General features: G+C 73.1%; 16 protein-coding genes and 1 rRNA gene. 9 read left to right on the top strand and 8 right to left on the bottom strand.

Annotated elements, in window-relative coordinates; genetic code table 11:
• Positions 1-11 precede the first annotated feature (11 nt).
• Both IE251_RS35695 and IE251_RS35690 read right to left on the bottom strand, forming a co-directional pair.
• Positions 12-755, bottom strand: coding sequence for an IclR family transcriptional regulator (locus IE251_RS35695; RefSeq protein ID WP_189757163.1), 744 nt, complete (start codon positions 753-755; stop codon positions 12-14).
• Positions 756-978: 223 nt separating this feature from the next.
• Positions 979-1,494, bottom strand: a complete 516-nt coding sequence (locus IE251_RS35690) for a hypothetical protein (RefSeq protein WP_229897076.1) — start codon at positions 1,492-1,494, stop codon at positions 979-981.
• Positions 1,495-1,912: 418 nt separating this feature from the next.
• Between IE251_RS35690 and IE251_RS35685 the strand changes: the two genes are divergently transcribed.
• The 5 genes from IE251_RS35685 to IE251_RS35665 are packed head-to-tail and all read left to right on the top strand — an operon-like array spanning position 1,913 to position 9,787.
• On the top strand, positions 1,913-4,702 hold the full coding sequence (locus tag IE251_RS35685; protein ID WP_189757098.1) for a nitrate- and nitrite sensing domain-containing protein: 2,790 nt from the start codon (positions 1,913-1,915) through the stop codon (positions 4,700-4,702).
• Positions 4,699-5,133 (top strand): roadblock/LC7 domain-containing protein, encoded by a 435-nt coding sequence (locus IE251_RS35680; protein WP_030793366.1) that lies wholly within the window; start codon positions 4,699-4,701, stop codon positions 5,131-5,133. Before IE251_RS35685 ends, IE251_RS35680 begins: the two co-directional genes overlap by 4 nt.
• Before the next feature lie 9 nt (positions 5,134-5,142).
• On the top strand, positions 5,143-5,538 hold the full coding sequence (locus IE251_RS35675) for a DUF742 domain-containing protein (RefSeq protein WP_030793369.1): 396 nt from the start codon (positions 5,143-5,145) through the stop codon (positions 5,536-5,538).
• 24 nt (positions 5,539-5,562) lie between these two features.
• Positions 5,563-9,201, top strand: a complete 3,639-nt coding sequence (locus IE251_RS35670) for a hydantoinase B/oxoprolinase family protein (protein ID WP_189757097.1) — start codon at positions 5,563-5,565, stop codon at positions 9,199-9,201.
• Positions 9,182-9,787, top strand: coding sequence for a GTP-binding protein (locus tag IE251_RS35665; protein WP_189757096.1), 606 nt, complete (start codon positions 9,182-9,184; stop codon positions 9,785-9,787). The genes IE251_RS35670 and IE251_RS35665 overlap by 20 nt, the downstream gene beginning before the upstream one ends.
• 236 nt (positions 9,788-10,023) lie before the next feature.
• On the opposite strand, the gene IE251_RS35660 is transcribed toward IE251_RS35665, so the two are convergent.
• The 3 genes from IE251_RS35660 to IE251_RS35650 all read right to left on the bottom strand — a co-directional run bounded on the left by IE251_RS35660 (position 10,024) and on the right by IE251_RS35650 (position 13,424).
• The gene (locus IE251_RS35660; protein ID WP_189757095.1) at positions 10,024-11,673 is read right to left on the bottom strand and encodes a GGDEF domain-containing protein; all 1,650 of its coding nucleotides are present in this window, start codon (positions 11,671-11,673) and stop codon (positions 10,024-10,026) included.
• A gap of 117 nt (positions 11,674-11,790) precedes the next feature.
• Complete coding sequence (locus IE251_RS35655; RefSeq protein ID WP_189757094.1) at positions 11,791-12,981, bottom strand: lipid-transfer protein; 1,191 nt, start codon at positions 12,979-12,981, stop codon at positions 11,791-11,793.
• Positions 12,978-13,424, bottom strand: a complete 447-nt coding sequence (locus IE251_RS35650; protein WP_189757093.1) for a Zn-ribbon domain-containing OB-fold protein — start codon at positions 13,422-13,424, stop codon at positions 12,978-12,980. Before IE251_RS35650 ends, IE251_RS35655 begins: the two co-directional genes overlap by 4 nt.
• A gap of 224 nt (positions 13,425-13,648) precedes the next feature.
• Between IE251_RS35650 and IE251_RS35645 the strand changes: the two genes are divergently transcribed.
• Complete coding sequence (locus IE251_RS35645) at positions 13,649-14,185, top strand: NUDIX domain-containing protein (RefSeq protein WP_189757092.1); 537 nt, start codon at positions 13,649-13,651, stop codon at positions 14,183-14,185.
• A gap of 10 nt (positions 14,186-14,195) precedes the next feature.
• On the opposite strand, the gene IE251_RS35640 is transcribed toward IE251_RS35645, so the two are convergent.
• A complete protein-coding gene (locus IE251_RS35640; protein WP_189757091.1) occupies positions 14,196-16,556 on the bottom strand; it encodes a glycoside hydrolase family 31 protein in 2,361 nt (786 codons plus the stop codon).
• A gap of 213 nt (positions 16,557-16,769) precedes the next feature.
• Here IE251_RS35640 and IE251_RS35635 point away from each other — a divergent pair, with 213 nt between their 5' ends.
• Positions 16,770-18,746, top strand: coding sequence for an acetoacetate--CoA ligase (locus IE251_RS35635; RefSeq protein WP_189757090.1), 1,977 nt, complete (start codon positions 16,770-16,772; stop codon positions 18,744-18,746).
• Positions 18,747-18,945: 199 nt separating this feature from the next.
• Complete coding sequence (locus IE251_RS35630; RefSeq protein ID WP_189757089.1) at positions 18,946-19,839, top strand: DUF8829 domain-containing protein; 894 nt, start codon at positions 18,946-18,948, stop codon at positions 19,837-19,839.
• A gap of 122 nt (positions 19,840-19,961) precedes the next feature.
• On the opposite strand, the gene ptsP is transcribed toward IE251_RS35630, so the two are convergent.
• On the bottom strand, positions 19,962-21,632 hold the full coding sequence (ptsP, locus tag IE251_RS35625) for a phosphoenolpyruvate--protein phosphotransferase (protein WP_189757088.1): 1,671 nt from the start codon (positions 21,630-21,632) through the stop codon (positions 19,962-19,964).
• Between the two features lie 78 nt (positions 21,633-21,710).
• Positions 21,711-22,160 (bottom strand): PTS sugar transporter subunit IIA, encoded by a 450-nt coding sequence (locus IE251_RS35620; protein WP_189757087.1) that lies wholly within the window; start codon positions 22,158-22,160, stop codon positions 21,711-21,713.
• A 554-nt stretch (positions 22,161-22,714) separates the two neighbouring features.
• Between IE251_RS35620 and IE251_RS35615 the strand changes: the two genes are divergently transcribed.
• Positions 22,715-22,794, top strand: a 16S ribosomal RNA gene (locus IE251_RS35615); the annotation flags it as partial.

Below are 22,794 nucleotides of genomic sequence, written 5' to 3'. Positions count from 1 at the left end.
TACCCCGTCCGTCAGAAGCCGTACCCCATCCGCCGGGACAGTTCGGCGCCCGCCGCGGCCGTACGCCGGGCCACCTCGGGCAGCCGGTCCGCGTCGAGCCGGTACACCGGACCCGAGACGCTGATCGCCGCGATCACCTCGCCGTCGTGCGCGCGCACCGGGGCCGCGACGGCCGCGAGACCCAGCTCCAGCTCCTCGACCGTGACGCCGTACCCCTGCCGGACCACGGCCTCCAGCTCGGCGCGCAGCATCGCCGCACCCGTGACCGTACGTTCCGTGTACCGCGTCAGCGGCCGCGCCAGCAGCCCCTCGCGCAGGGTCGGCGACAGGTGCGCGAGGAGCACCTTGCCGCTGGAGGTGGCGTGCAGCGGGGTGCGTCTGCCCAGCCAGTTCTGCGCGGTCACGGCCGCGGTGCCGCGGGCCTGCATGATGTTGACCGCCGCGTCGTCGTCGAGGACGGCGATGTTGACCGTCTCACCCAGCTCGTCGGCGACCTCCCGGCACACCGGGACGCCCTCCTGGGAGATGTCGAGACGCACCGCCGCCGCTCCCGCGAGGCGCAGCACACCGGCCCCCAGGTAGTACTTCCCGCGGTCCTTGGCCTGGGCCACCAGGCCCCGGTTCTCCAGGACGCCGAGCAGCCGGAACGCCGTGGACTTGTGGACGTCCAGCTCCGCGGCGATCTCGGTGACGCCCGCCTCGCCGTGCCGGGCGAGGATCTCCAGCACGCTCACGGCACGGTCCACCGACTGCACCGCGCCGGCCGCCCCACGGCCGCCCCGCCGCTCCGTGCGCCCCGGCTCCCGCCCGGTCTCCTCGCGCCCCGGCTCCCGCCCGCTCTCTTCGCCGCGGCCGGGCTGCTTCTGCGTACGGGGCATGGCTCGACTCTCGCTACCTGGGGAACCGCGTTCGTTGCGCACAGCGCCTCATCGTGCGCCATACGAAACTCGATGCTACCGAAGCCATCGAAGCGCCCGGTCAGGAGTGCGACAGCTGTCCCGCCCCACCCCTGCGACGTATCCGGTCCTGTTTCCGCAGGGCCGCGCGCTCCTCGCGGCGACGGGCCCGCCGCTCCCGGCGCAGGGCCCGGGCCGTGCTGCTCGGCTCCGAGACCACGCCGTGCCGCTGGTTCCACACCTGGCGGGTCACCCACACGTCGACCGCGGCCCACGTGGCCACGACCGTGCCGGCCACACCGGCCATCACCATCGGGAACGCCAGCCAGGAACCGGCCAGCGCGCACAGGAACGCCACCATCGCCTGGATCAGCGTCACCGCGATGACGAGGACGGCCCGCACCGCCGCCGCACGCACCGGATCGGGCACCGGATGCCGGCGCGCGGGCTCCTCGACCCACAACGGCCGGTAGCCGTACCGCGGTTCGTCACCGCCGGACTCCTGGCCGCCCTGCGGTGCCGTGCCGTCCCACCGTGTCCGCGAGTGCCCCGACCCGTTCCGTCCGGGCGCCTCGCGCCATTCCGCCGTGCCCGTCACCGTGTTCACTCCCCACCGCCGGCAGACCGCTCGCCCCCGGAGTCCCAGGACCCCGTCTCCCCAGTGGCTGCCCGGCTTGCGCCGCTTTACGCCGCCGGGACGCGGGTTGCGGCCGCTGTGGCCTATTCCGCCCCCAATTCCCATAGAGAAGGACGAACGAGACCGCGCGAAGATTCCCGCGTGGCGAAAAAATCCGGCCAACCGCCCGTCAAAGTTGCCACAATCGGCCGGTCATGGCTCTCCGGATCGCGGTGGCAATCTCCCCTAATGCCCGGACAACTCGCCATCTCTCGTCTGCGGTGCGGAACTTCACCCGCCGGACATGTCTTCGAGTTACCTGTGAGGCGGTAGTAGGCTCGCGCCGTTTGCTGACGGACATGAACACCCCCGGCCGGCGGGGGTCGAGCTGGGGGAGGCCATGCGCTTTCGCGGGAAGTCCATCCGCCGGAAGATCGTGGCGCTGCTTCTCGTGCCGCTGGTGTCCCTGACCGGCGTCTGGGCGTTCGCCACCGTGTTCGCCGGCCGGGAAGTGGCCCAGCTGTTCCGCGTGTCCGACACCGTCGAGGACATCGGCTACCCGGCCGAGGACACCGTCCGCGTCCTCCAGCAGGAACGCCGCCAGGCCCTCGTCTACCTCGCCGACCCGCGGGCCTCCGAGGCCCTGTCCGCGCTGCACCGCACCCGCGCCGCCACCGACCGGTCGATCACCGTGCTCCGCCGGAACGCCGCGGACCAGGACACCCGGGACAGCCTGGAGGCGGACGGCCGCGAACACCTGGCCGCCGCCCTGGACGCCCTGGACGGTCTCGACTCCCTGCGCCGCAGCGTCGAGGAGCGCTCCCTCACCCGGGCCCAGGCACTCGGCCTCTACAACCGCCTCGTCGACCCCTGCTACGCGCTGCTCGCCTCCCTCGTCGGCATCGACGACGTCGAGGTCGAGAAGCAGGCCCGCGCCCTGGTCAACCTCACCCGCGCCCGCGAACTGCTCGCCCGCGAGGACGCCGTGCTCGGCTCCTCCCTCGTGGTCGGCCGGCTCACCCGGGACGAGACCCGCCAGATCTCCGACCTCGTCGCCCAGCGCACCCTCCTGTACGACATCAGCCTCCCGCTGCTGCCCGCCGCCGAACGCGCACGCTACGAGCGCTTCTGGAAGAACCCCACCACGGCACCCCTGCGCGGAGCCGAACGGACCGTCGCCGCCATGGACTCCGGCACGCCCCGCGGGGTCACCGCCAAGAGCTGGGACTCCGCCGCGGCCACCGTCCTGGACGAACTGGGCACCATGGACGACCAGGCGAGCGACCGCTACCAGGACCGCATGCGCCCGGTGGCCGTCGGTGTCATCGCGCAGGCGGCCGTCGTCGGCCTCCTCGGCCTGATCGCCCTCCTCGTCTCCATCGTCCTGTCCATCCGGATCGGCCGCGCCCTCATCCGCGACCTGCGCCAGCTGCGGCTGGAGGCCCACGAGGCGTCCGGCGTCCGGCTGCCCGGCGTGATGCGCCGGCTGTCCGCCGGCGAGCAGGTCGACGTCGAGACCGAGGTGCCGCGCCTGGAGTACGACAAGAACGAGATCGGCGAGGTCGGACAGGCCCTCAACACCCTCCAGCGGGCCGCCGTGGAGGCCGCCGTCAAGCAGGCCGAACTGCGCGCCGGCGTCTCCGAGGTCTTCGTCAACCTCGCCCGCCGCAGCCAGGTGCTGCTGCACAAGCAGCTCACCCTGCTCGACAGCATGGAGCGCCGTACCGAGGACACCGACGAACTCGCCGACCTGTTCCGGCTGGACCACCTCACCACCCGCATGCGCCGGCACGCCGAGGGCCTGGTGATCCTCTCCGGTGCCGCGCCCTCCCGGCAGTGGCGCCGCCCGGTGCAGCTGATGGACGTGGTCCGCGCCGCCGTCGCCGAGGTCGAGGACTACGAGCGCATCGAGGTCCGGCGCCTGCCGCGGGTCGCCGTCACCGGGCCCGCCGTCGCCGACCTCACCCACCTCGTGGCCGAGCTCCTGGAGAACGCCACGGTCTTCTCGCCCCCGCACACCGCCGTCCAGGTCGTCGGCGAGCGGGTCGCCAACGGCTTCACCCTGGAGATCCACGACCGGGGGCTCGGTATGACGGCCGAGGCACTCCTCGACGCCAATCTCCGCCTCGCCGAGACACCCGAGTTCGAACTGTCCGACACCGACCGGCTGGGCCTGTTCGTCGTCAGCCGTCTCGCCCAGCGCCAGAACGTCCGGGTCTCCCTCCAGCCGTCGCCGTACGGCGGAACCACCGCCGTGGTGTTCATCCCCGACGCGCTGCTCACCGAGGACGTCCCGGACACCAACGGCGTCGGTTTCCGGCTCGACCGGGACCGCGCCGGCAACGGCGGCGAGCAGGCGCTCGGCCGCGGCGGCGGGCGGTCCCCGGAACCGCTGCGGCTGCCCGGTCCGCCGACCTCCGTGCTGGACGGCCCGGTCGAGCTGGAGGCGCCCGTCGATCTCGACGCGCTGGAGGACTTCCCCGGCGCCCTCCCGGACGCGGACAGCGAGCGCGGCGGCCTGTTCCGCCCCCGCCGGTCCCGCCCGGGCGGCGACGAGCAGCCGGCGCACCACGACACCGGCGACCGCGGAGCCGTACCGCTGCCCCGGCGGCAGACGCCCAAGCTGGTCAGCTCGCACGGCAAGCCCGTCACCGACCAGCGGCCCCGCCGCGGCGAACCGGCCCCGGAACCCACCGCCGGGTCGGGGGCCCCCGACCCGGGCGGGCTGGCCCCGCTGCCCTCCCGCCGCCGCGGCACGGCCGCCCGGCGCCCCCCGGCCGACCCCGCGGGCGAACGGGCCGGTACCCGGGGTGAGGGCGGCGGCGAGACGTCCGACGCCCCGGCGCTGCCGAGGCGCACCCGGCCCCGCACCTCCGGCCCCGGCACTCCGGCGGACCCGGCCCCGCCCCCCGGCACCACCACCGCGCCCGCCGGCGACCCCGCCCCGGCGCCGGGCGTCAGCCCGCTGCCCCGGCGCGTACGCCAGGCGAGCCTGGCCCCCCAGCTCAAGCAGGACACCGAACGGCGCGCCGGACGCCCGGCACAGCCCGCCGACCGTGACGCCGACGAGGTCCGCAGCCGGATGGCCTCGCTCCAGCGCGGCTGGCAGCGCGGCCGGGAGGAGAACGCCGCGGGCGACGGGGACCACAACGGCACAGCACAAGGAACGACCAAGGGAGACGGTCGATGACCGCACCGAAGGCCACCGGCCACACGACGACGAACAAGGGGGAGCTGAACTGGCTCCTGGACGACCTGGTGGACCGGGTCGCCAGCATCCGCAAGGCCGTCATCCTGTCCGGCGACGGACTGCCGACCGGGGTGTCCAAGGACCTGACCAGGGAGGACAGCGAGCACCTGGCCGCCGTCGCGTCCGGCTTCCACAGCCTCGCCAAGGGCGTGGGCCGCCACTTCGACGCGGGCGGCGTCCGGCAGACCATCGTGGAGCTGGACGGTGCCTTCCTCTTCGTCACCGCCGCCGGCGACGGCAGCTGCCTCGCCGTCCTCTCGGACGCCGACTCCGACGTCGGACAGGTCGCCTACGAGATGACGCTGCTGGTCAAGCGGGTCGGTGTGCATCTGGGCACCGCCCCGCGCACCGATCTGCCCGCAGGCGGGTAGTGGGATGGCATGAGCGGAGACGGTCAGGGAAGAAACCACTGGTTCGACGACGAGGCCGGGCCGGTCGTCCGGCCGTACGCCATGACACGTGGCCGCACCACGAGTGAGGGCCAGCACCGCCTCGACCTGATCGCGGTGGTCGTCACCGAGCTCGACGCCGACGACCCGGAAACGGACCCGACGCTGTCCCCCGAGCACGTGGACATCGTCGGGCTCTGCCGGGACGAGCCCCAGTCGGTCGCCGAACTGGCCGCGGAACTCGACCTGCCCATCGGCGTGGTCCGCGTGCTCATCGGCGATCTGGTGCACACCGGCTACGTCCATGTGACGCGCCCGGTGCCGCCGGCGGAGCTGCCGGACGAGAGTATTCTGCGCGACGTGATCAACGGCCTCCGGGCGCTGTGACCGGCGCGAGAGCGGGGTAGTGACGTGACTGGCTGGCAGTTCTGGGTCGACCGAGGCGGCACCTTCACGGACATCGTCGCGCGGCGCCCGGACGGCCGGCTGCTCACGCACAAGCTGCTGTCCGACAACCCGGGCCGGTACGCCGACGCCGCCGTGGCCGGGGTGCGCGAGCTGCTCGGCGACTCCCGGGAGCCCGTCGAGGCCGTCCGCATGGGCACCACGGTCGCCACCAACGCCCTGCTGGAACGCAAGGGCGAGCGCACCCTCCTCGTCGTCACCCGGGGCTTCGGGGACGCCCTGCGCATCGCCTACCAGAACCGGCCCCGCATCTTCGCCCGCCGCATCGAGCTGCCCGGACTGCTCCACGAACGGGTCGTCGAGGTGGACGAACGCCTCGCCGCCGACGGCACCGTCCTGCGCGCCCCCGACCTGGACGCCCTGGCCGGCCCGCTCCGCCAGGCGTACGACGACGGGATCCGCGCGCTCGCCGTCGTCTGCCTGCACAGCCACCTCGACCCCGCCCACGAACGCGCCGTCGGTGAACTCGCCGCCCGTATCGGCTTCCCGCAGATCTCGCTGTCCAGCGAGGTCAGCCCGCTGATGAAGCTCGTCCCGCGCGGGGACACCGCCGTCGTGGACGCCTACCTCTCGCCCGTGCTGCGCCGCTACGTGCGGCACATCGCCGAGGAACTGCGCGGCGTGCGGCTGATGTTCATGCAGTCCAACGGCGGGCTGACGGAGGCCGGGCAGTTCCGCGGCAAGGACGCCGTCCTGTCCGGACCGGCCGGCGGCATCGTCGGCATGGCCCGCATGTCGCAGCGCGCCGGCTACGAGCGCGTCATCGGGTTCGACATGGGCGGCACCTCCACCGACGTCTCGCACTTCGCCGGCGCCTACGAGCGCGTGTTCACCACCCGGATCGCGGGAGTCCGGCTGCGCGCCCCCATGCTGGCCATCCACACGGTCGCCGCGGGCGGCGGCTCCGTCCTGCACTTCGACGGCTCCCGCTACCGGGTCGGCCCCGACTCGGCCGGCGCCGCCCCGGGCCCCGCCTGCTACCGCGCCGGCGGCCCGCTCACCGTGACCGACGCCAACCTGATGCTCGGCCGCATCCAGGCCGACCACTTCCCCGCGGTCTTCGGGCCCGGGGGTGACCAGCCCCTGGACGCCGCCCTCGTCCGTGACCGGTTCACCGCTCTCGCGCGCGAGATCCACGACCGCACCGGCGACGACCGCACCCCCGAACAGGTGGCCGAGGGCTACCTGCGGATCGCCGTCGCCAACATCGCGGGCGCCGTGAAGCGGATCTCCGTCCAGAAGGGCCACGACGTCACCCGCTACGCCCTGACCACCTTCGGCGGAGCGGGCGGCCAGCACGCCTGCCGGGTCGCCGACTCGCTCGGCATCCGCACCGTCCTCGTACCCCCCATGGCGGGTGTGCTCTCGGCGCTCGGCATCGGCCTCGCCGACACCACGGCCATGCGGGAGCGGTCCGTGGAGGCGCCGCTGGAGGCCGCCGCCATGCCCCGCGTCCACGAGACGGCCGACGAGCTGGAGACGGCGGCGCGCGCCGAACTGGTCGCCGAGGACGTCCCGCAGGACCGGATCCGGGTCACCCGCCGCGCCCAGCTGCGCTACGACGGCACCGACACCACCCTCACCGTCGCCCTGACCGGCCCCGAGGCCATGCGGCGGGACTTCGAGGAACGTCATCGCGCCGTGTACTCCTTCACCCTCGACCGCCCCGTGGTGATCGAAGCCCTCTCCGTCGAAGCCACCGGCCTCACCGCACCCCCCGATCTCTCCGCCCTCGCCCCGTACGAGGGCCGCGCCCAGGCGCCCGGCACCGCCCGTCTGCACACCGGCGGCCACTGGCGCGACGTACCCCTGCACCGCCGGGAGGCCCTTCCGCCCGGCGAGACCGTCACCGGACCCGCGCTCATCACCGAGGCCGGCGCGACGACCGTCGTGGACGACGGCTGGCGGGCCGCCGCGACCGATGACGGGCATCTGGTCATGGAACGCGCGGCGATCACGCAGAGTTCCGACGCGAGCACGGAAATCGATCCGGTTCTGCTCGAGGTCTTCAACAACCTCTTCATGTCGATCGCCGAGCAGATGGGCGCCCGGCTGGAGTCCACCGCCCAGTCCGTCAACATCAAGGAGCGGCTGGACTTCTCCTGCGCCCTGTTCGACCCGGACGGCAACCTGGTGGCCAACGCCCCCCACATCCCCGTCCACCTGGGCTCCATGGGCACCAGCGTCAAAGAGGTCATCCGCCGCCGCGGCTCCGCCATGCGGCCGGGCGACACCTACGCCGTCAACGACCCGTACCACGGCGGCACGCACCTGCCCGACGTCACCGTGATCACGCCCGTCTTCGACACCGACCGGGCGACGGACACGGGGGGTGAGCCGCGGCTCCTGTTCCACGTCGCCTCACGCGGCCACCACGCCGAGATCGGCGGCATCGCCCCCGGCTCCATGCCGGCCCACAGCCGCACCATCGAGGAGGAGGGCGTCCTCTTCGACAACTGGCTGCTCGCCGAGGACGGGCGCTTCCGCGAGGAGGAGACGCTGCGCCTGCTCACCGGGGCGGCGTACCCCTCGCGCAACCCGCGGACCAACCTCGCCGACCTGCGGGCGCAGATCGCCGCCAACCGCAAGGGCGTCGACGAGGTCCGCCGCATGATCGACGAGTTCGGCCTCGACGTCGTCCAGGCCTATATGCGGCACGTCCAGGACAACGCCGAGGAGGCCGTCCGCCGCGTCATCGACGCCCTGGACGACGGCGCGTACGCCTACGAGACCGACTCCGGTGCCGTCATCCGGGTCACGGTCCGCGTCGACCGCGCCGAACGCCGGGCGACCATCGACTTCACCGGCACCTCCGCGCAACTGGCCACCAACTTCAACGCGCCCCGCGCGGTCGTCAACGCGGCCGTCCTGTACGTCTTCCGCACCCTGGTCGCCGACGACATCCCGCTCAACGACGGCTGTCTGCGCCCCCTGGACATCATCGTGCCGCCCGGCTCGCTGCTCGCTCCCGAGCCGCCGGCCGCCGTGGTCGCCGGCAACGTCGAGACCTCGCAGGCCATCACCGGCGCCCTGTACGCCGCGCTCGGGGTGCAGGCGGAGGGCTCCGGCACCATGAACAACGTCACCTTCGGCAACGAGCGCCACCAGTACTACGAAACCGTCGCCTCCGGTTCCGGCGCCGGCGACGGTTTCCCGGGCGCCGACGTGGTTCAGACCCATATGACCAACTCCCGGCTCACCGACCCGGAGGTCCTGGAGTGGCGGCTGCCGGTGCGGCTGGAGGAGTTCGCCGTCCGGCGGGGGAGCGGCGGCACCGGGCGCTGGCGCGGCGGAGACGGCGCCGTGCGCCGCATCCGCTTCCTGGAGCCGATGACCGTCTCGACGCTCTCCCAGCACCGCCGGGTGCCCCCGTACGGCATGGCCGGCGGCGCACCCGGAGCGCTCGGCGCCAACCGGGTGGAGCGGGCCGACGGCACGGTCACCGACCTCGGCGGGAGCGGCTCGGCCGACGTCGGCCCCGGAGACGTACTCGTCATCGAAACCCCCGGTGGCGGCGGCTACGGCCGACCGTCGCCCGAACCCCATCAAGCAGGAGAAGAGATCGATGATCTTCGGGCGTTCTGAGCGCGGCAAGCCCCCGGTCGAGCCCGTCACGCTCAAGATCCTCGTGGCCGGCGGCTTCGGCGTGGGCAAGACGACCCTCGTCGGCGCGGTCAGCGAGATCAGACCGTTGCGCACCGAGGAGCTGCTCACCGAGGCCGGGCGCCCGGTCGACGACATCAGCGGTGTGGAGGGCAAGCACACCACCACGGTGGCCATGGACTTCGGCCGCATCACCCTGCGCGAGAACCTGGTGCTCTACCTCTTCGGCACACCCGGGCAGGAACGGTTCTGGTTCATGTGGGACGAGCTGTCCGAGGGCGCCCTCGGTGCCGTCGTCCTCGCCGACACCCGCCGCCTGGAGGACTGCTTCGCCGCCGTCGACTACTTCGAGCGGCGTTCCATACCCTTCGTGGTCGGCGTCAACTGCTTCGAGGGCGCCGCGCGGTACCCCGCCGAGGCCGTCCGCCAGGCGCTGGACCTGGACGACGGCGTGCCCCTGCTGCTGTGCGACGCCCGGGACCGGGAGTCGGTCAAGGAGGTGCTCATCGGCCTCGTCCGGCACGCGATGGCGTACACGGCCGAACGCCGCCGGGCCGCCATCGGCTGACCGCCTCCTTCGCCACCCGCCCCCGGGACACGGCCCGTACCCCCGCCGACCGGGGTACGGGCCGTGCGACAGGACAGACCCGTGCCCTGGTGCCGGATAACACCGAAAATGTACGGCGATGTCGTCTGACACCGGGAAGTTTTCACCGGCGTCGCAGGGGCGTCAAGGCTGTGGACGGCGACGGTCACACCCGCCCGTCGGCCACCTCCCGGTCACTGGCGCGCCGCGACGGCCGTTCACCGCTGTGGCTCGGCGGCCGCGAACCCGGCCTGCGCGGGGGCCGGTCCGGAGAAGCCGCGCCGGACCTCGTGCCCGGGCAGCCCGGCCCGGCCGAGCACCCAGCTCCCGCCGTGCAGCGCCTTCGCCGCCTTCTTCAGCGGAGCGAGCTGGGCGGCGGCCTGGTGGTGGTCGCCCACGCTGCCCGGAGCGCACACGACGGTGGCCAGGGACAGCGTGACCGGCCGCCCGCCCGCCGTCCAGGGCGCGTCCAGCACGGCCGCGACCAGCGGACCGAGCGCCTCCTCGTCGGCCAGCACCAGGAAGTCGTCCCCGCCGATGTGCCCCACCCGCGCCTGGCCCGCCGCCCGCTGGAGCGCGCCGCCGACCGCCCGGATCAGCTCGTCGCCCGCGGCGAACCCGGCCCCGTCGTTGACCTGCTTGAAGTGGTCGATGTCCAGCCAGCTGAGCGCGAACGCCCGCCCCTCGGCGATCCGCCGGTCCACCTCGCTCACGATCGCGTCCGAACCGGGCAGCCTGGTCAGCGGGTTGAGCCCGGCCGCCTCCTCCACCCGGCTCTCGGCCAGCGCCCGCACCAGGTCCGCCAGCCGTACGACCCCCACGCACCGGCCTTGTTCGTCCACCACCGCCACATCGTCCGAGGTCCGGTCCCGGCCGCCGACCGCCACCACGTCCAGCACCTCCCAGGCCGTCGCGTCCACCCCGACCGTGCGGGGCGGGTCGCCCAGCTTGTACGCCGGCCGGCCGGCGTACAGGGCGTGTCCGTAACGCGTGGACATCGACAGCAGGAACCGCGAGCGGTGCACCGACCGGACGGGCCGCCCGGACGGGTCCACCAGCAGCACCCCGGAGACGTCCGGGGAACCGGTCAGCAGGGCCCGCACCCGCTCCGCCGAGGCGGACAGCGGCAGTACGGCGGCGGGCCGCACGAACTCGCGCACCGACGGCCCGGAACGGGGGGTGGCCGGGGCACCGGGCGCGAGCGACGGAACGTATACGTCCACGGCGGGGATCCGGGCCGGCGGCGCGAACAGCTCGCCCTGCGCCAGCTGCGCACCGGCCGCCAGGGCCGCCGCGCACTGGTGCTCGGTCTCCACGCCCTCCACCGCCACCAGGGCGCCCAGTTCCTCGCACAGCGTCCGCATCGCCCGTACCGCGGCCGGCCGCGCCAGCAGCGAGGCGTCGAGCTTGACCAGGCCGGGGGAGAGGTCGGTGAGCAGCCTGAGCGGTACGTCGCCGTCCCCGATGCCGTCCGCGCTGATCCGGAACCCCTGCTCGCGCAGCGCGGCCACCGCCTCCAGCAGGGCCCGGTGCGGTACGTGCGTGTACGGCGGGACGATGTCGAGCGTCACCTCCCAGGGCATGCGCCCCGCGCCGCGCACGGCGTCGTGCAGCGGGGTGAGGCCGCCGAGGTCGGCGAGCGTGGCCGCGAACACGTTCAGGTGCAGCGGCAGCAGGGTCTCCTTGCGCGCCGCCGCGCGGAACGCCAGCACGGCCAGCCTGCCGTCCAGTTCCGGGTCCCGGCGGGCCTCGGCCAGGATGTCACCGGTTTCCGGGCGGGCGAGTGTCTCCAGTGCGGCGACCGCGCCCGTCCTCAGGTTGACCACCGGCTGGAAGGCGAAGCGGAGAGTATCCGTCCAGGAGTGCACGGGAGCATGATGGGCGCCGCCCGCGCACGCCCGCGCTCAGTTCATGAGACGTTCACGCAGGATTCCGTGGCGGTCACAGAGGGTGGTCGATCTCATCCCGCGCCGGTCCGGCCTCGCTCACCGCACGGCGATCACCGAGGACCCGTGTCCGAACAGCCCCTGGTTGGCGGTGATGCCCACCCGTGCCCCGGCGACCTGCCGGTCGCCCGCCGTACCTCTCAACTGCCAGGTCAGCTCGCACACCTGGGCGATCGCCTGGGCCGGCACGGCCTCCCCGAAGGAGGCCAGCCCCCCGCTGGTGTTCACCGGTATCCGGCCGCCCGGCGCGGTCGCGCCCTCCCGGAGCAGCTTCGCGCCCTCGCCCTCGGCGCACAGCCCCAGGTCCTCGTACCACTGGAGCTCCAGCGCGGTCGACAGGTCGTACACCTCCGCCAGGGACAGGTCCCCGGGGCCGACGCCCGCCTCCTCGTACGCGGCCCGGGCGATGGAGGACCGGAACGTCTCGGCCGGGGGCGCCACCGAGACCGCGGAGTCCGTCGCGATGTCCGGCAGGTCCGGCACCGTGTTCGGGAAGCGGGGGGTCACCGTGGAGACCGCCCGGATCCGCACCGGCCGGACGGCACCGTGCCGGCGCGCGAAGTCCAGGCTCGTCAGCACCAGGGCGGCCCCGCCGTCGGAGGTGGCGCAGATGTCCAGCAGCCGCAGCGGGTCGGCGACCACCGCTGAGGCGGCCACCTCCCCGGCGGTGACCCGCGCGCGGTAGCGGGCGTACGGGTTGAGCGCCCCCAGGGCCGCGTTCTTCACCTTGACCAGCGCGAAGTCCTCGGGCGTGTCCCCGTGCAGGGCCATCCGCCGCCGCGCGTACAGCCCGAAGTACGTGGGATTCGTCGCGCCGAGCAGGCGGAAGCGCAGCCAGTCCGGGTCGTCGGGGCGGTCCCCGCCCGCGGGCCGGAAGAACCCCTTCGGGGCGGCGTCCGCGCCCACCACCAGGACGGCGTCCGCGAGACCGGAGAGGATCTGCGCGCGGGCCGTGGCGATGGCCTGCGCCCCGGACGCGCACGCCGCGTACACGCTGGTCACCCTGGCGCCCTGCCAGCCGAGGGCCTTGGCGAACGTGGCTCCCGCGACATACCCGGGATAGCCGCCGCGTACGGTGTCCGCGCCCACCACGGAGCCTATGTCCCGCCAGTCCAGGCCCGCGTCCGCGAGCGCCGCGCGGGCCGCCGCCGTCCCGTACTCCACGAAGCCGCGGCCCCACTTGCCCCAGGGGTGCATGCCCGCACCGAGCACCGCCACCTCGGCCGTCACTCCGTCACCCCCGTCGGCCGCCACTGCCAGACCGTCCAGGCCGTCTCCGCGTCCTCGTACAGCACGCCGGTGACGGCCTCCACCTCCATGCCCACCGCCAGATGCGCGACGGTGATCCCGGGAGCCGCCTGCCCCAGCACCACGATCCGCTCGGCCGCCAGCTCCACCGCGATCAACGCGTACGGCTCCCACGGAAGTTCCGGATTGCTCACATAGGGTGACGGGGGCCGGTAACGGCTGTCGGTGTACGACCAGATACGCCCCTTTCGTGACAGCGGAACCACCTCCAGGGAGCCGCCCGCGCAGTGCGGATTGCGGCAGTGGACGTCCTCGCGCGGGAAGAAGACCGAGGCGCAGGCCGGGCAGCGGGTGCCCAGGAGGCGGAAGCCGTCACCCTCGCCGGTGAACCAGCCGGCGACCGCCGGTTCGCGTGCGTACGGCAAGTTGCCTCCCCGGCAAGTGATCTGACGATGCGTCAGAAGTGTGCCACGGGCCGCCGGAAATGGGCAGGCCGCGGCGGTGAACCGAAAGGTCCCGGACGGCGTCGTGTTACAGCGGGGGCGGCCGGGACCGACGGGGGTGATTCCGGCCGCCTCTTTTCGATCCGCCCGTTCCTGACGGCTCGCTGCCGGAACGCGTCCCTCCTGTGATCGGATACAGTCCGCGCGTGTCCGAAACTCAACAACCCATTGCCAATTCCGTGCCGGACTCCCACTGTTCGAGCTGCGGAGCGCCCTTTGGAGAGGGCATCTCCGGCTGGCCGCGCACCTGCCCGTCCTGCGGGACCGTCGCCTACCGCAACCCCCTGCCGGTCGCGATCGCGCTCCAGCCCGTGTACGACACCAAGGGCACCGCCCTGGTCGTCATCACCCGCACCATCGCCCCCGCGCGCGGAGGCACGGCCCTGCCCGGCGGCTACATCGACGACCGCGAGGACTGGAAGCAGGCCGTCGTCCGCGAACTCGGGGAAGAGACCGGCATCGAAGCGGCCGCCCGCGACGTACGGCTCGTGGACGCCATGAGCGCGCCCGACGGGCACCTGCTGCTGTTCGGGCTGCTGCCGGAACGCCCGGCCGACGGACTGCCGCCCTCCGGCCCCACCGACGAGACCGAGGGCTGGCACCTGCTGCGTAGGCCCGAGGAACTCGCCTTCCCGCTGCACACCGTGGCCGTCAAAGCCTGGTTCGAGGGCCGCTACGTCTGAGCCGGGCCGTTCAGCCCAGCCCGCGCACGCGCACCGGACAGGCCGGCTCGGCCGCGCCGTCCTCGCGCTCCCGGGTCACCACCACCCGTCCGTCCCGCTCACGGGCGGCATACCGCTCGATCTCCGGCTCGTCCCACCCGTCGCCCGCGTCCGGCACCACCAGACCGCCCCCGGTCCGCCCGCGCGCGGGCGCCCACACCTCCAGCTCCAGCCCGCCGTCGGCGCCCCGCACCGGCAGCACCGCCCCCGCGCGCGCGAAGACCGGCACCCGGGACAGCGGCGCGTCGACCACGACCCGCCCCGGCCCCTCGTAGGCCTCCTCCGTCGCCGTGTCGTACCAGCGGCCCCGTGGCAGCCGCACCGCACGCCGGCCGGCACCGGGCTCCAGCACCGGTGCCACCAGAAGGCCGTCGCCCAGCAGGAACGCGTCCTCGCAGTCGCGCAGCGCCCGGTCCTCCGGCGACCCCCACCACAGCGGCCGGGCGTAGGGCGCCCCGGTCCGCCGGGCCAGATGCGCCAGCGTCACGAAGTACGGCAGCAGCCGCCGGCGTTCGAGCAGCGCCACGCGCGCGTGCTCCAGCACCTCGGCACCGAACTCCCACGGCTCCCGGCGCCCCGCCCGCGGACCCGCGTAGGTCCGGAACAACGGCAGGTACGCGCCCAGCTGGAACCAGCGCAGATACAGCTCCGGCGACACACCGCCGTCGGCACCGCCCACGTCCGGACCCGAATAGGGCACCCCGCACAGCCCCAGCCCCAGCACCAGCGACAGCGACGCCCGCAGCCCCGGCCAGCCCGTCGCCGCGTCCCCCGACCACGAGCCGCCGTACCGCTGCAGCCCCGCCCAGCCCGAACGGGAGAGCACGAAGGGCCGGTCCCCGGGCACCAGCTCCCGCAGCCCCTCGTACGCCGCCCGGGCCATGCACAGCGCGTACACGTTGTGCGCCTCCCGATGGTCACCACCGCGCCCCTCCAGGGCGTGCCGGGCCGAACGCGGCAGCGTCGGCTCACCGAAGGCGCCGAACGACGTCGGCTCGTTCATGTCGTGCCAGAAACCCGCGAAGCCCTGCTCCAGCCGCTCCCGGTAGAGCCCGCCCCACCACGCGCGCACGCGCGCGTGCGTGAAGTCCGGGAAGACCGACTCGCCGGCCCACGCCAGACCCTCCACCGTCCGGCCCCGCGCGTCCCGCACGAACGCGTCCACGGCCCCGCCGCCGTCGTACACGGCCCCGCCCGGTTCCGCCCGCACCGCCGGCTCCACGGCCGACACCAGCCGGATCCCGTCCCGGCGCAGCTCCTCCGCCAGCACCGGCAGCTTGGGGAAACGTTCCTGGTCGACGGTGAACACCCGGTGGTCGTCGTAGTGGCCGGCACCGAGGTGCACGGCGTCCAGCGGCAGCCCCCGCTCGTGGTGGCCGGCGACGACCCGGCGCACCTCCTGCTCACTGCCGGAGCCCCACCGCGCGTGCTGGTACCCCAGGGCCCACGCGGGCGGCAGCGCGGGCGCCCCGGTCAGCGAGGCCCACGTGTACAGCACGCGCGCGGGGGTGCCCACCATCACCCAGCAGCGCAGCGGGCCGCCGTCCATGTGCACCTCGCAGCGCCCCGCCCGGTCGTGTCCGGACCCGGCACCCTCCTCGCCCTCCCGCAGCACCACCGACCCGTCCCAGGTGGTGTCGTGGAACACCAGGTGCGTGCCCGCGTCCGCCACCACCAGCTGCACCGGCATGGTCAGATACAGCGGATCGTCACCGGACCCGAACGCCCGGCCGGGATCGGTGTTCCACAGCCGGTACCTGCCGTCCCGCAGCCGCGGACCGCACGCCCGCCCGCCCAGCCCGAAGAACCGGGCGTCCGCCGCCACCTCCGACCGCTGCATCCACCGCGCCACACCCCCGCCCACCGGCTCCCACCAGCGCGGCGGCAGCTCCCGCCGCAGCACCACCCCGCCCGGCGTGCACACCTGCACCGCGCCGTGCCGCGACACGACCACCGTCACCCGCTCGGCCACCACCCGCCAGCCGCCGTCCTTGTCCGGCTCCAGCACCGCCCGCGGATCCGGCTCCGGACCACTCCCGGCGAGCGCGTACGACGGCAGCGCGCCCGCCCCGTCCCACCCCCAGAACACCGCTCCGTTCGCCGCCACGACGACCCGCAGCTCGGAACGGCTGAACCGGATCAGACCGCCGCCCGGACCCGGCTCCACGTCCCGCACCAGCCCCGGCACCCGGGCCCGCTCGGGCCCCCGCCGCGGCAGCCCCGCCGCGTCGATACGCCTCCTGCGCCACGCGGCCCGCACGGTGCGCAACCCCCGAGCCGCCCTCCCCGAACCGACCACACTCACCGAACGCACCAGGTCACGACCGTCCATGCTGCTCACCCTGCCACTGAGCGCCCCGCGCGCGTGTGCCGTTCAACTGCCGTTCACCCGTGGCCGGGCCACATCTTCACGACATCGACTATGTGGGGCGAACCCTGGTGCAGAAGTCGATCACATGGCATCGTCCGTGTCAGCCGCGTCACGCGCACACCCCAGCCCGTGCGCGGACCGACGCACACGACGCGCACAGCCCGGGAGCCTCCCATGTCGACCGCGAACCCCCAGCCGCTCTGGCAGCCCGACCCCGAGCGGATCGCCAAGGCCCGCATCACCCGGTTCCAGGCGTGGGCCGCCGAACACCACGGCGCCCCGGCCGAAGGCGGCTACCCGGCCCTGCACCGGTGGTCCGTCGACCAGCTCGACACCTTCTGGAAAGCCGTCACGGAGTGGTTCGACGTACGCTTCTCCACCCCCTACGCGCGCGTGCTCGACGACCGCGCCATGCCCGGCGCCCGGTGGTTCCCCGGCGCCACCCTCAACTACGCCGAACACGCCCTGCGCGCCGCGGCCGACCGCGCGGACGAACCCGCCCTCCTGTGCGTGGACGAGTCCCACGAACCCCGCCCGGTGACCTGGTCCGAGCTGCGCCGCCAGGTCGGCTCCCTCGCCGCCGAACTCCGCGCGCTCGGCGTACGCCCCGGCGACCGCGTCAGCGGCTACCTCCCCAACATCCCGCAGGCCGTCGTCGCCCTCCTCGCCACCGCCGCCGTCGGCGCCGTATGGACCTCCTGCGCCCCCGACTTCGGCGCCCGCAGCGTCCTCGACCGCTTCCAGCAGGTCGAACCCGTCGTCCTGTTCGCCGTCGACGGCTACCGCTACGGCGGCAAGGAACACGACCGCCGCGAGATCGTCGCCGAACTGCGCCGCGAACTGCCCACCCTGCGCGCCGTCGTCCACATCCCGCTGCTCGGCACCGACGCTCCCGAGGGCGCCCTCGAATGGCCGGCGCTGACCGCCGGGGACACCGAGCCGGTCTACGAACAGGTCCCCTTCGACCACCCGCTGTGGGTGCTGTACTCCTCCGGCACGACCGGCCTGCCCAAGGCCATCGTCCAGTCGCAGGGCGGCATCCTGGTCGAACACCTCAAACAGCTCGGCCTGCACTGCGACCTCGGTCCCGAGGACCGCTTCTTCTGGTACACCTCGACCGGCTGGATGATGTGGAACTTCCTCGTCTCCGGCCTCCTGACGGGCACCACGATCGTCCTGTACGACGGCAGCCCCGGCCACCCGGACACCGGCGCCCAGTGGCGGATCGCCGAACGCACCGGGGCCACCCTCTACGGCACCTCCGCCGCCTACGTCATGGCCTGCCGCAAGGCCGGCGTCCACCCCGCCCGCGACTACGACCTGTCCAGGGTCGAGTGCGTCGCCACCACCGGCTCCCCGCTGCCGCCCGACGGCTTCCGCTGGCTGCACGACGAGTTCGCCGAGAGCGGGGCCGACCTGTGGATCGCCTCCGTCAGCGGCGGCACGGACGTCTGCTCCTGCTTCGCCGGCGCCGTACCCACCCTGCCCGTGTACACCGGCGAACTCCAGGCCCCCGGCCTCGGCACCGACCTGCGGTCCTGGGACCCGAGCGGCCGGCCCCTCGTGGACGAGGTCGGCGAACTGGTCGTCACCCAGCCCATGCCGTCCATGCCGATCCACTTCTGGAACGACCCCGACGGCAGCCGCTACCACCACAGCTACTTCGACACCTACCCCGGCGTCTGGCGCCACGGCGACTGGATCACCGTCACCTCCCGGGGCTCCGTGATCATCCACGGCCGCTCCGACTCCACCCTCAACCGGCAGGGCGTACGCATGGGCTCGGCCGACATCTACGAGGTCGTCGAACGGCTGCCCGAGATCAGGGAATCGCTCGTCATCGGCGTCGAACAACCCGACGGCGGCTACTGGATGCCGCTGTTCGTGCACCTCGCACCGGGCGCCGTCCTGGACGAGACGCTCCTGAACCGCGTCAAGCAGACCATCCGCGAACAGCTCTCACCCCGGCACGTCCCCGACGAGATCATCGAGGTCCCCGGCATCCCGCACACCCTCACCGGCAAGCGCATCGAGGTCCCGGTCAAGCGCCTCCTGCAGGGCACCCCCCTGGAAAAGGCGGTCAACCCCGGCTCCATCGACAACCTCGCCCTCCTCGCCTTCTACGAGGAACTGGCCCGCAAGCGCGGCTGACCCACCGGAACATCACCCTCCGCACAGGTCCCGGACCCCACCGAACCCCACCGAGGCGTCCGGGACCCGCCCCACCCACACCAGTCATGACCTGGGAAGACATCCCCCACACCCCGGTCCGCGAACCCCGGCGGGCAGCCGTTGTCAGTGCCGACCGTTACGGTGAGTGAGCATTGATCGACCGCGCATTGGGGGAATCATGGCGCACACCGACCACCACACCCTGCGACGCGTCCTGCGCCGCGAGATCGCCGGCACCATCGGCGTCCTCACCGACGACCACGACTTCCGCGCCATGCGGCGCTACCGCAGCTTCACCTTCGACGACCACACGACATACCTCCGGCACCTGGAGACGGTCCTGAGGACACGCGCCGCACAGGGCAGCCACACCACACTCGCCCTGTTCGACCCGGAGGACTACGCCGCGTACTGCGCGGACACCGGACTCGACCCGGACGCCCCGGCCAGCCGCAGCCGGTTCACCGCACACCTCGCGGCCACCGGCCCCACCGTCCCCTACGACGGCCGCCCGCTCACCGACCTCCTGCCCCAGCTCGTGGACGAAGCCGTACGCCAGGCCACCTGGGAGTACGCCACCACCCTCCTCACCCGCCTCGGCCCCTGCCCGACCTGCGGCGAGGACATCGGCAGGGCCGCCTTCACCCGCGCCTCCGAACTCCTGGTCCGCATCCTCGACACCGCCCCACCCGGCGAGAGGCACCTCGTCTGCACCGTCTCCGGACCACCGGACACCCTCGTCGCCGTCCTGCACGGCGAGCAGGACGGCAACGGCGCGACCCGCCTGGACGAGGCGGAGGCCCTGGAGTTCACCAGCGTCCTCGCCCTCGGACTGGCCACCCGCAGCCCGGGCGGACTCGTCATCCGCACCAGCGCCGCCGGCACCGCCGACCGCGTCTACGGCTGGCGACTGCGCGGCGGCGCCCTCGAACCCCTGACGGCCTCGGAAGTCTTCGACGCCTACTGCACCGACGTCGAATCCGGCGACCTCATCCCACCCGAGACCGGCGTCGACTACGACGCACCCCCCGACCTCGGAGACGACGGCACGGCAGCGGCCCACCGCCACTGACAACCCGGCCACCGCCGACAACACAGCAGGGGCGCCCCGCCCGAAGGCAGGACGCCCCTGACCGACGGCACCCGAAGGCACCGGCACGGCTACGGCACCGGCACGGCTACGGCACCGGTCGGCTACTCGCCGGACAGCACCGCCTGGGCCGCGGCGCGCGCCTCCTCGGCGCTGTCCGCCGCACGCGCCGCCGCAGCGGCCCGCTCGCACTGCGCCAGCGTGTACTTCGCCAGCGTGGCGCGGACATACGGAATCGACGCCGACCCCATGGACAGGGAGGTGACACCCAGACCGGTCAGCACACAGGCCAGCAGCGGGTCGGACGCGGCCTCACCGCACACCCCGCAGCTCTTGCCCTCGGCCTTCGCCGCCTCGGCCGACAGCGCCACCAGGTCGAGCAGCGCCGGCTGCCACGGGTCCTGCAGCCGCGACACCGCGCCCACCTGCCGGTCCGCCGCGAACGTGTACTGCGCGAGGTCGTTGGTGCCCAGCGACAGGAACTCGACCTCCCGCAGGATCGAACGCGCCCGCAGCGCGGCCGACGGGATCTCGACCATCGCACCGAACTTGGCCTGGAGACCCGCCTCCCGGCAGGCGTCCGCGAACGCCTTGGCGTCCCGGCGGTCCGCCACCATGGGCGCCATCACCTCGAGGTGGACGGGCAGCCCCTCGGCGGCCTTCGCCAGCGCCGTCAGCTGGGTGCGCAGCACCTCCGGGTGGTCCAGCAGCGTCCGCAGGCCCCGCACACCCAGCGCCGGGTTCGGCTCGTCCGCCGGCGTCAGGAAGTCCAGCGGCTTGTCCGCGCCCGCGTCCAGCACCCGTACGACCACACGACCCTCGGGGAACGCCTCCAGCACCTGCCGGTAGGCCTCCACCTGCTTCTCCTCGGAAGGAGCCTTCTTGCTGTCGTCCAGGAACAGGAACTCGGTACGGAACAGACCGACGCCCTCGGCACCCGCCTCGACCGCCGCCGCCACATCAGCCGGCCCGCCCACGTTGGCCAGCAGCGGCACCTTGTGCCCGTCCGCGGTCACACCGGGGCCCGTCGAGGCGGCCAGCGCCGCCTTGCGCTCGGCGGCCGCGGCCGAAAGCTGCTCCTTCTTCTCCTCGCTGGGGTTGACGAAGACATCGCCCGTGCTGCCGTCCACGGCGACCACCGTGCCCTCGGCCAGCTCACCGGCGCCCGGCAGCGCCACCACGGCCGGCACCCCCAGCGCCCGCGCCAGAATCGCGCTGTGGCTGGTCGGACCGCCCTCCTCGGTCACGAAACCGAGCACGAGGGAGGGGTCCAGCAGCGCCGTGTCGGCCGGAGCCAGGTCCCGGGCCACGAGTACATACGGCTGGTCGCTGTCCGGAACACCCGGCATCGGCACGCCCAGCAGCCGCGCGACGATACGGTTCCGCACGTCGTCCAGGTCGGCCACGCGCCCCGCGAGGTACTCACCGGCACCGGCCAGCAGCTCCCGGTACGCCGCGAACGCGTCGTAGACCGCGCGCTCCGCGGTGCTGCCGACGGCGATCCGCCGGTCCACGTCCGCCATCAGCTCGGGGTCCTGGGCCATCATGGCCTGCGCTTCGAGCACGGCCTGGGCCTCGCCGCCCGCCAGATTGCCGCGCGCCGTCAGATCGGCGGCCACGGCGTCCACGGCCTGCCGGGCGCGCCCCTGCTCCCGCTCGGCGTCCTCGGCGGGGATCTGCTTGGCCGGCGGCTCCAGCACCGCCGTGCCCATGTGCCGAACCTCGCCGATCGCCACACCATGGCTCACGCCGACGCCTCGCAGAGTTGTCTCCATCTCACCCGTCTCCGATAGTGCGGCGGGTCCCGCCGCGGTGGTGGTTGTCCTGTGCGCCGTTCTGGAACGGCCCGGCCGTCAGTTCCAGGAGAAGAGGCTGTCGCCGGTCTTCACGTCACCACTGTCTCGCAGCTCGGAGAGGGACTCGGCAGTGGCTTCCAGGGCGACGACCGGGCACACCGGGGACTTGCCGGCGGCCTCGACGGCGGCCGGGTTCCAGCGGACGACTGCCTGGCCGCGGGTGACCCTGTCCCCCTTGGCGACGAGCAGCTCGAAGCCCTCGCCGTTGAGCTGCACCGTGTCGATGCCGAGGTGGGTGAGCACCCCGTGGCCGCTCTCGTCGACCACGACGAACGCGTGCGGGTGCAGGGAGACGATGACGCCGTCCACGGGCGCCACCGCCTCGGAGACCTCGCGGACGGGATCGATCGCGGTACCCGGGCCGACCATGGCCCCGGAGAAGACCGGGTCCGGCACTGCGGCCAGTCCGATGGCCCGTCCAGCAAGAGGGGACGTCACGGTGGTCATGGGAAGCCTCCCAAGGAGTGGAGCTGCTCGCGGACCGTCACCGCCTGTCCCGGACGGCGCACTGAGCAGCAGCGTATGTCAAATGAACTGGCGGTTCCGGATAGAAGCTACCAGCTAGTGGTCTAGACCACCAACCAAGGCGATTTGCATGGCCTTCAAGGCCGCGTGTACAGTCGTAACCCTGCTCGGGGCAGAGAGGCACGAAACAGTGCCCAGTCCCTGGCGGCAACCAAACTCATCAGATCCTGATCTCTGGATCTTCTTCTGCGTGCTCGCAGGAGGGTGGTCAGAGAGACGGAAAAAGCCTGGTAGAGTTTGAAACACCGAAGGGAAGCGCCCGGAGGAAAGCCCGAGAGGGTGAGTACAAAGGAAGCGACCGTTCCTTGAGAACTCAACAGCGTGCCAAAAGTCAACGCCAGATATGTTGATACCCCGTCTCCAGCATCTGCTGGGACGAGGTTCCTTTGAAAAAACACAGCGAGGACGCTGTGTGCGAGGGGACTATTCCTCCTCTCGCACCGCTCTCGTGATGTCAACCGGATTACCGGTAAACATTCACGGAGAGTTTGATCCTGGCTCAGGACGAACGCTGGCGGCGTGCTTAACACATGCAAGTCGAACGATGAACCTCCTT

Source organism: Streptomyces eurythermus (genome assembly GCF_014649115.1).
GTDB classification, from domain to species: domain Bacteria; phylum Actinomycetota; class Actinomycetes; order Streptomycetales; family Streptomycetaceae; genus Streptomyces; species Streptomyces eurythermus.
The sequence above is the reverse complement of the archived record's forward strand: the minus strand, read 5'-3'. Positions and strand labels throughout refer to the sequence as shown.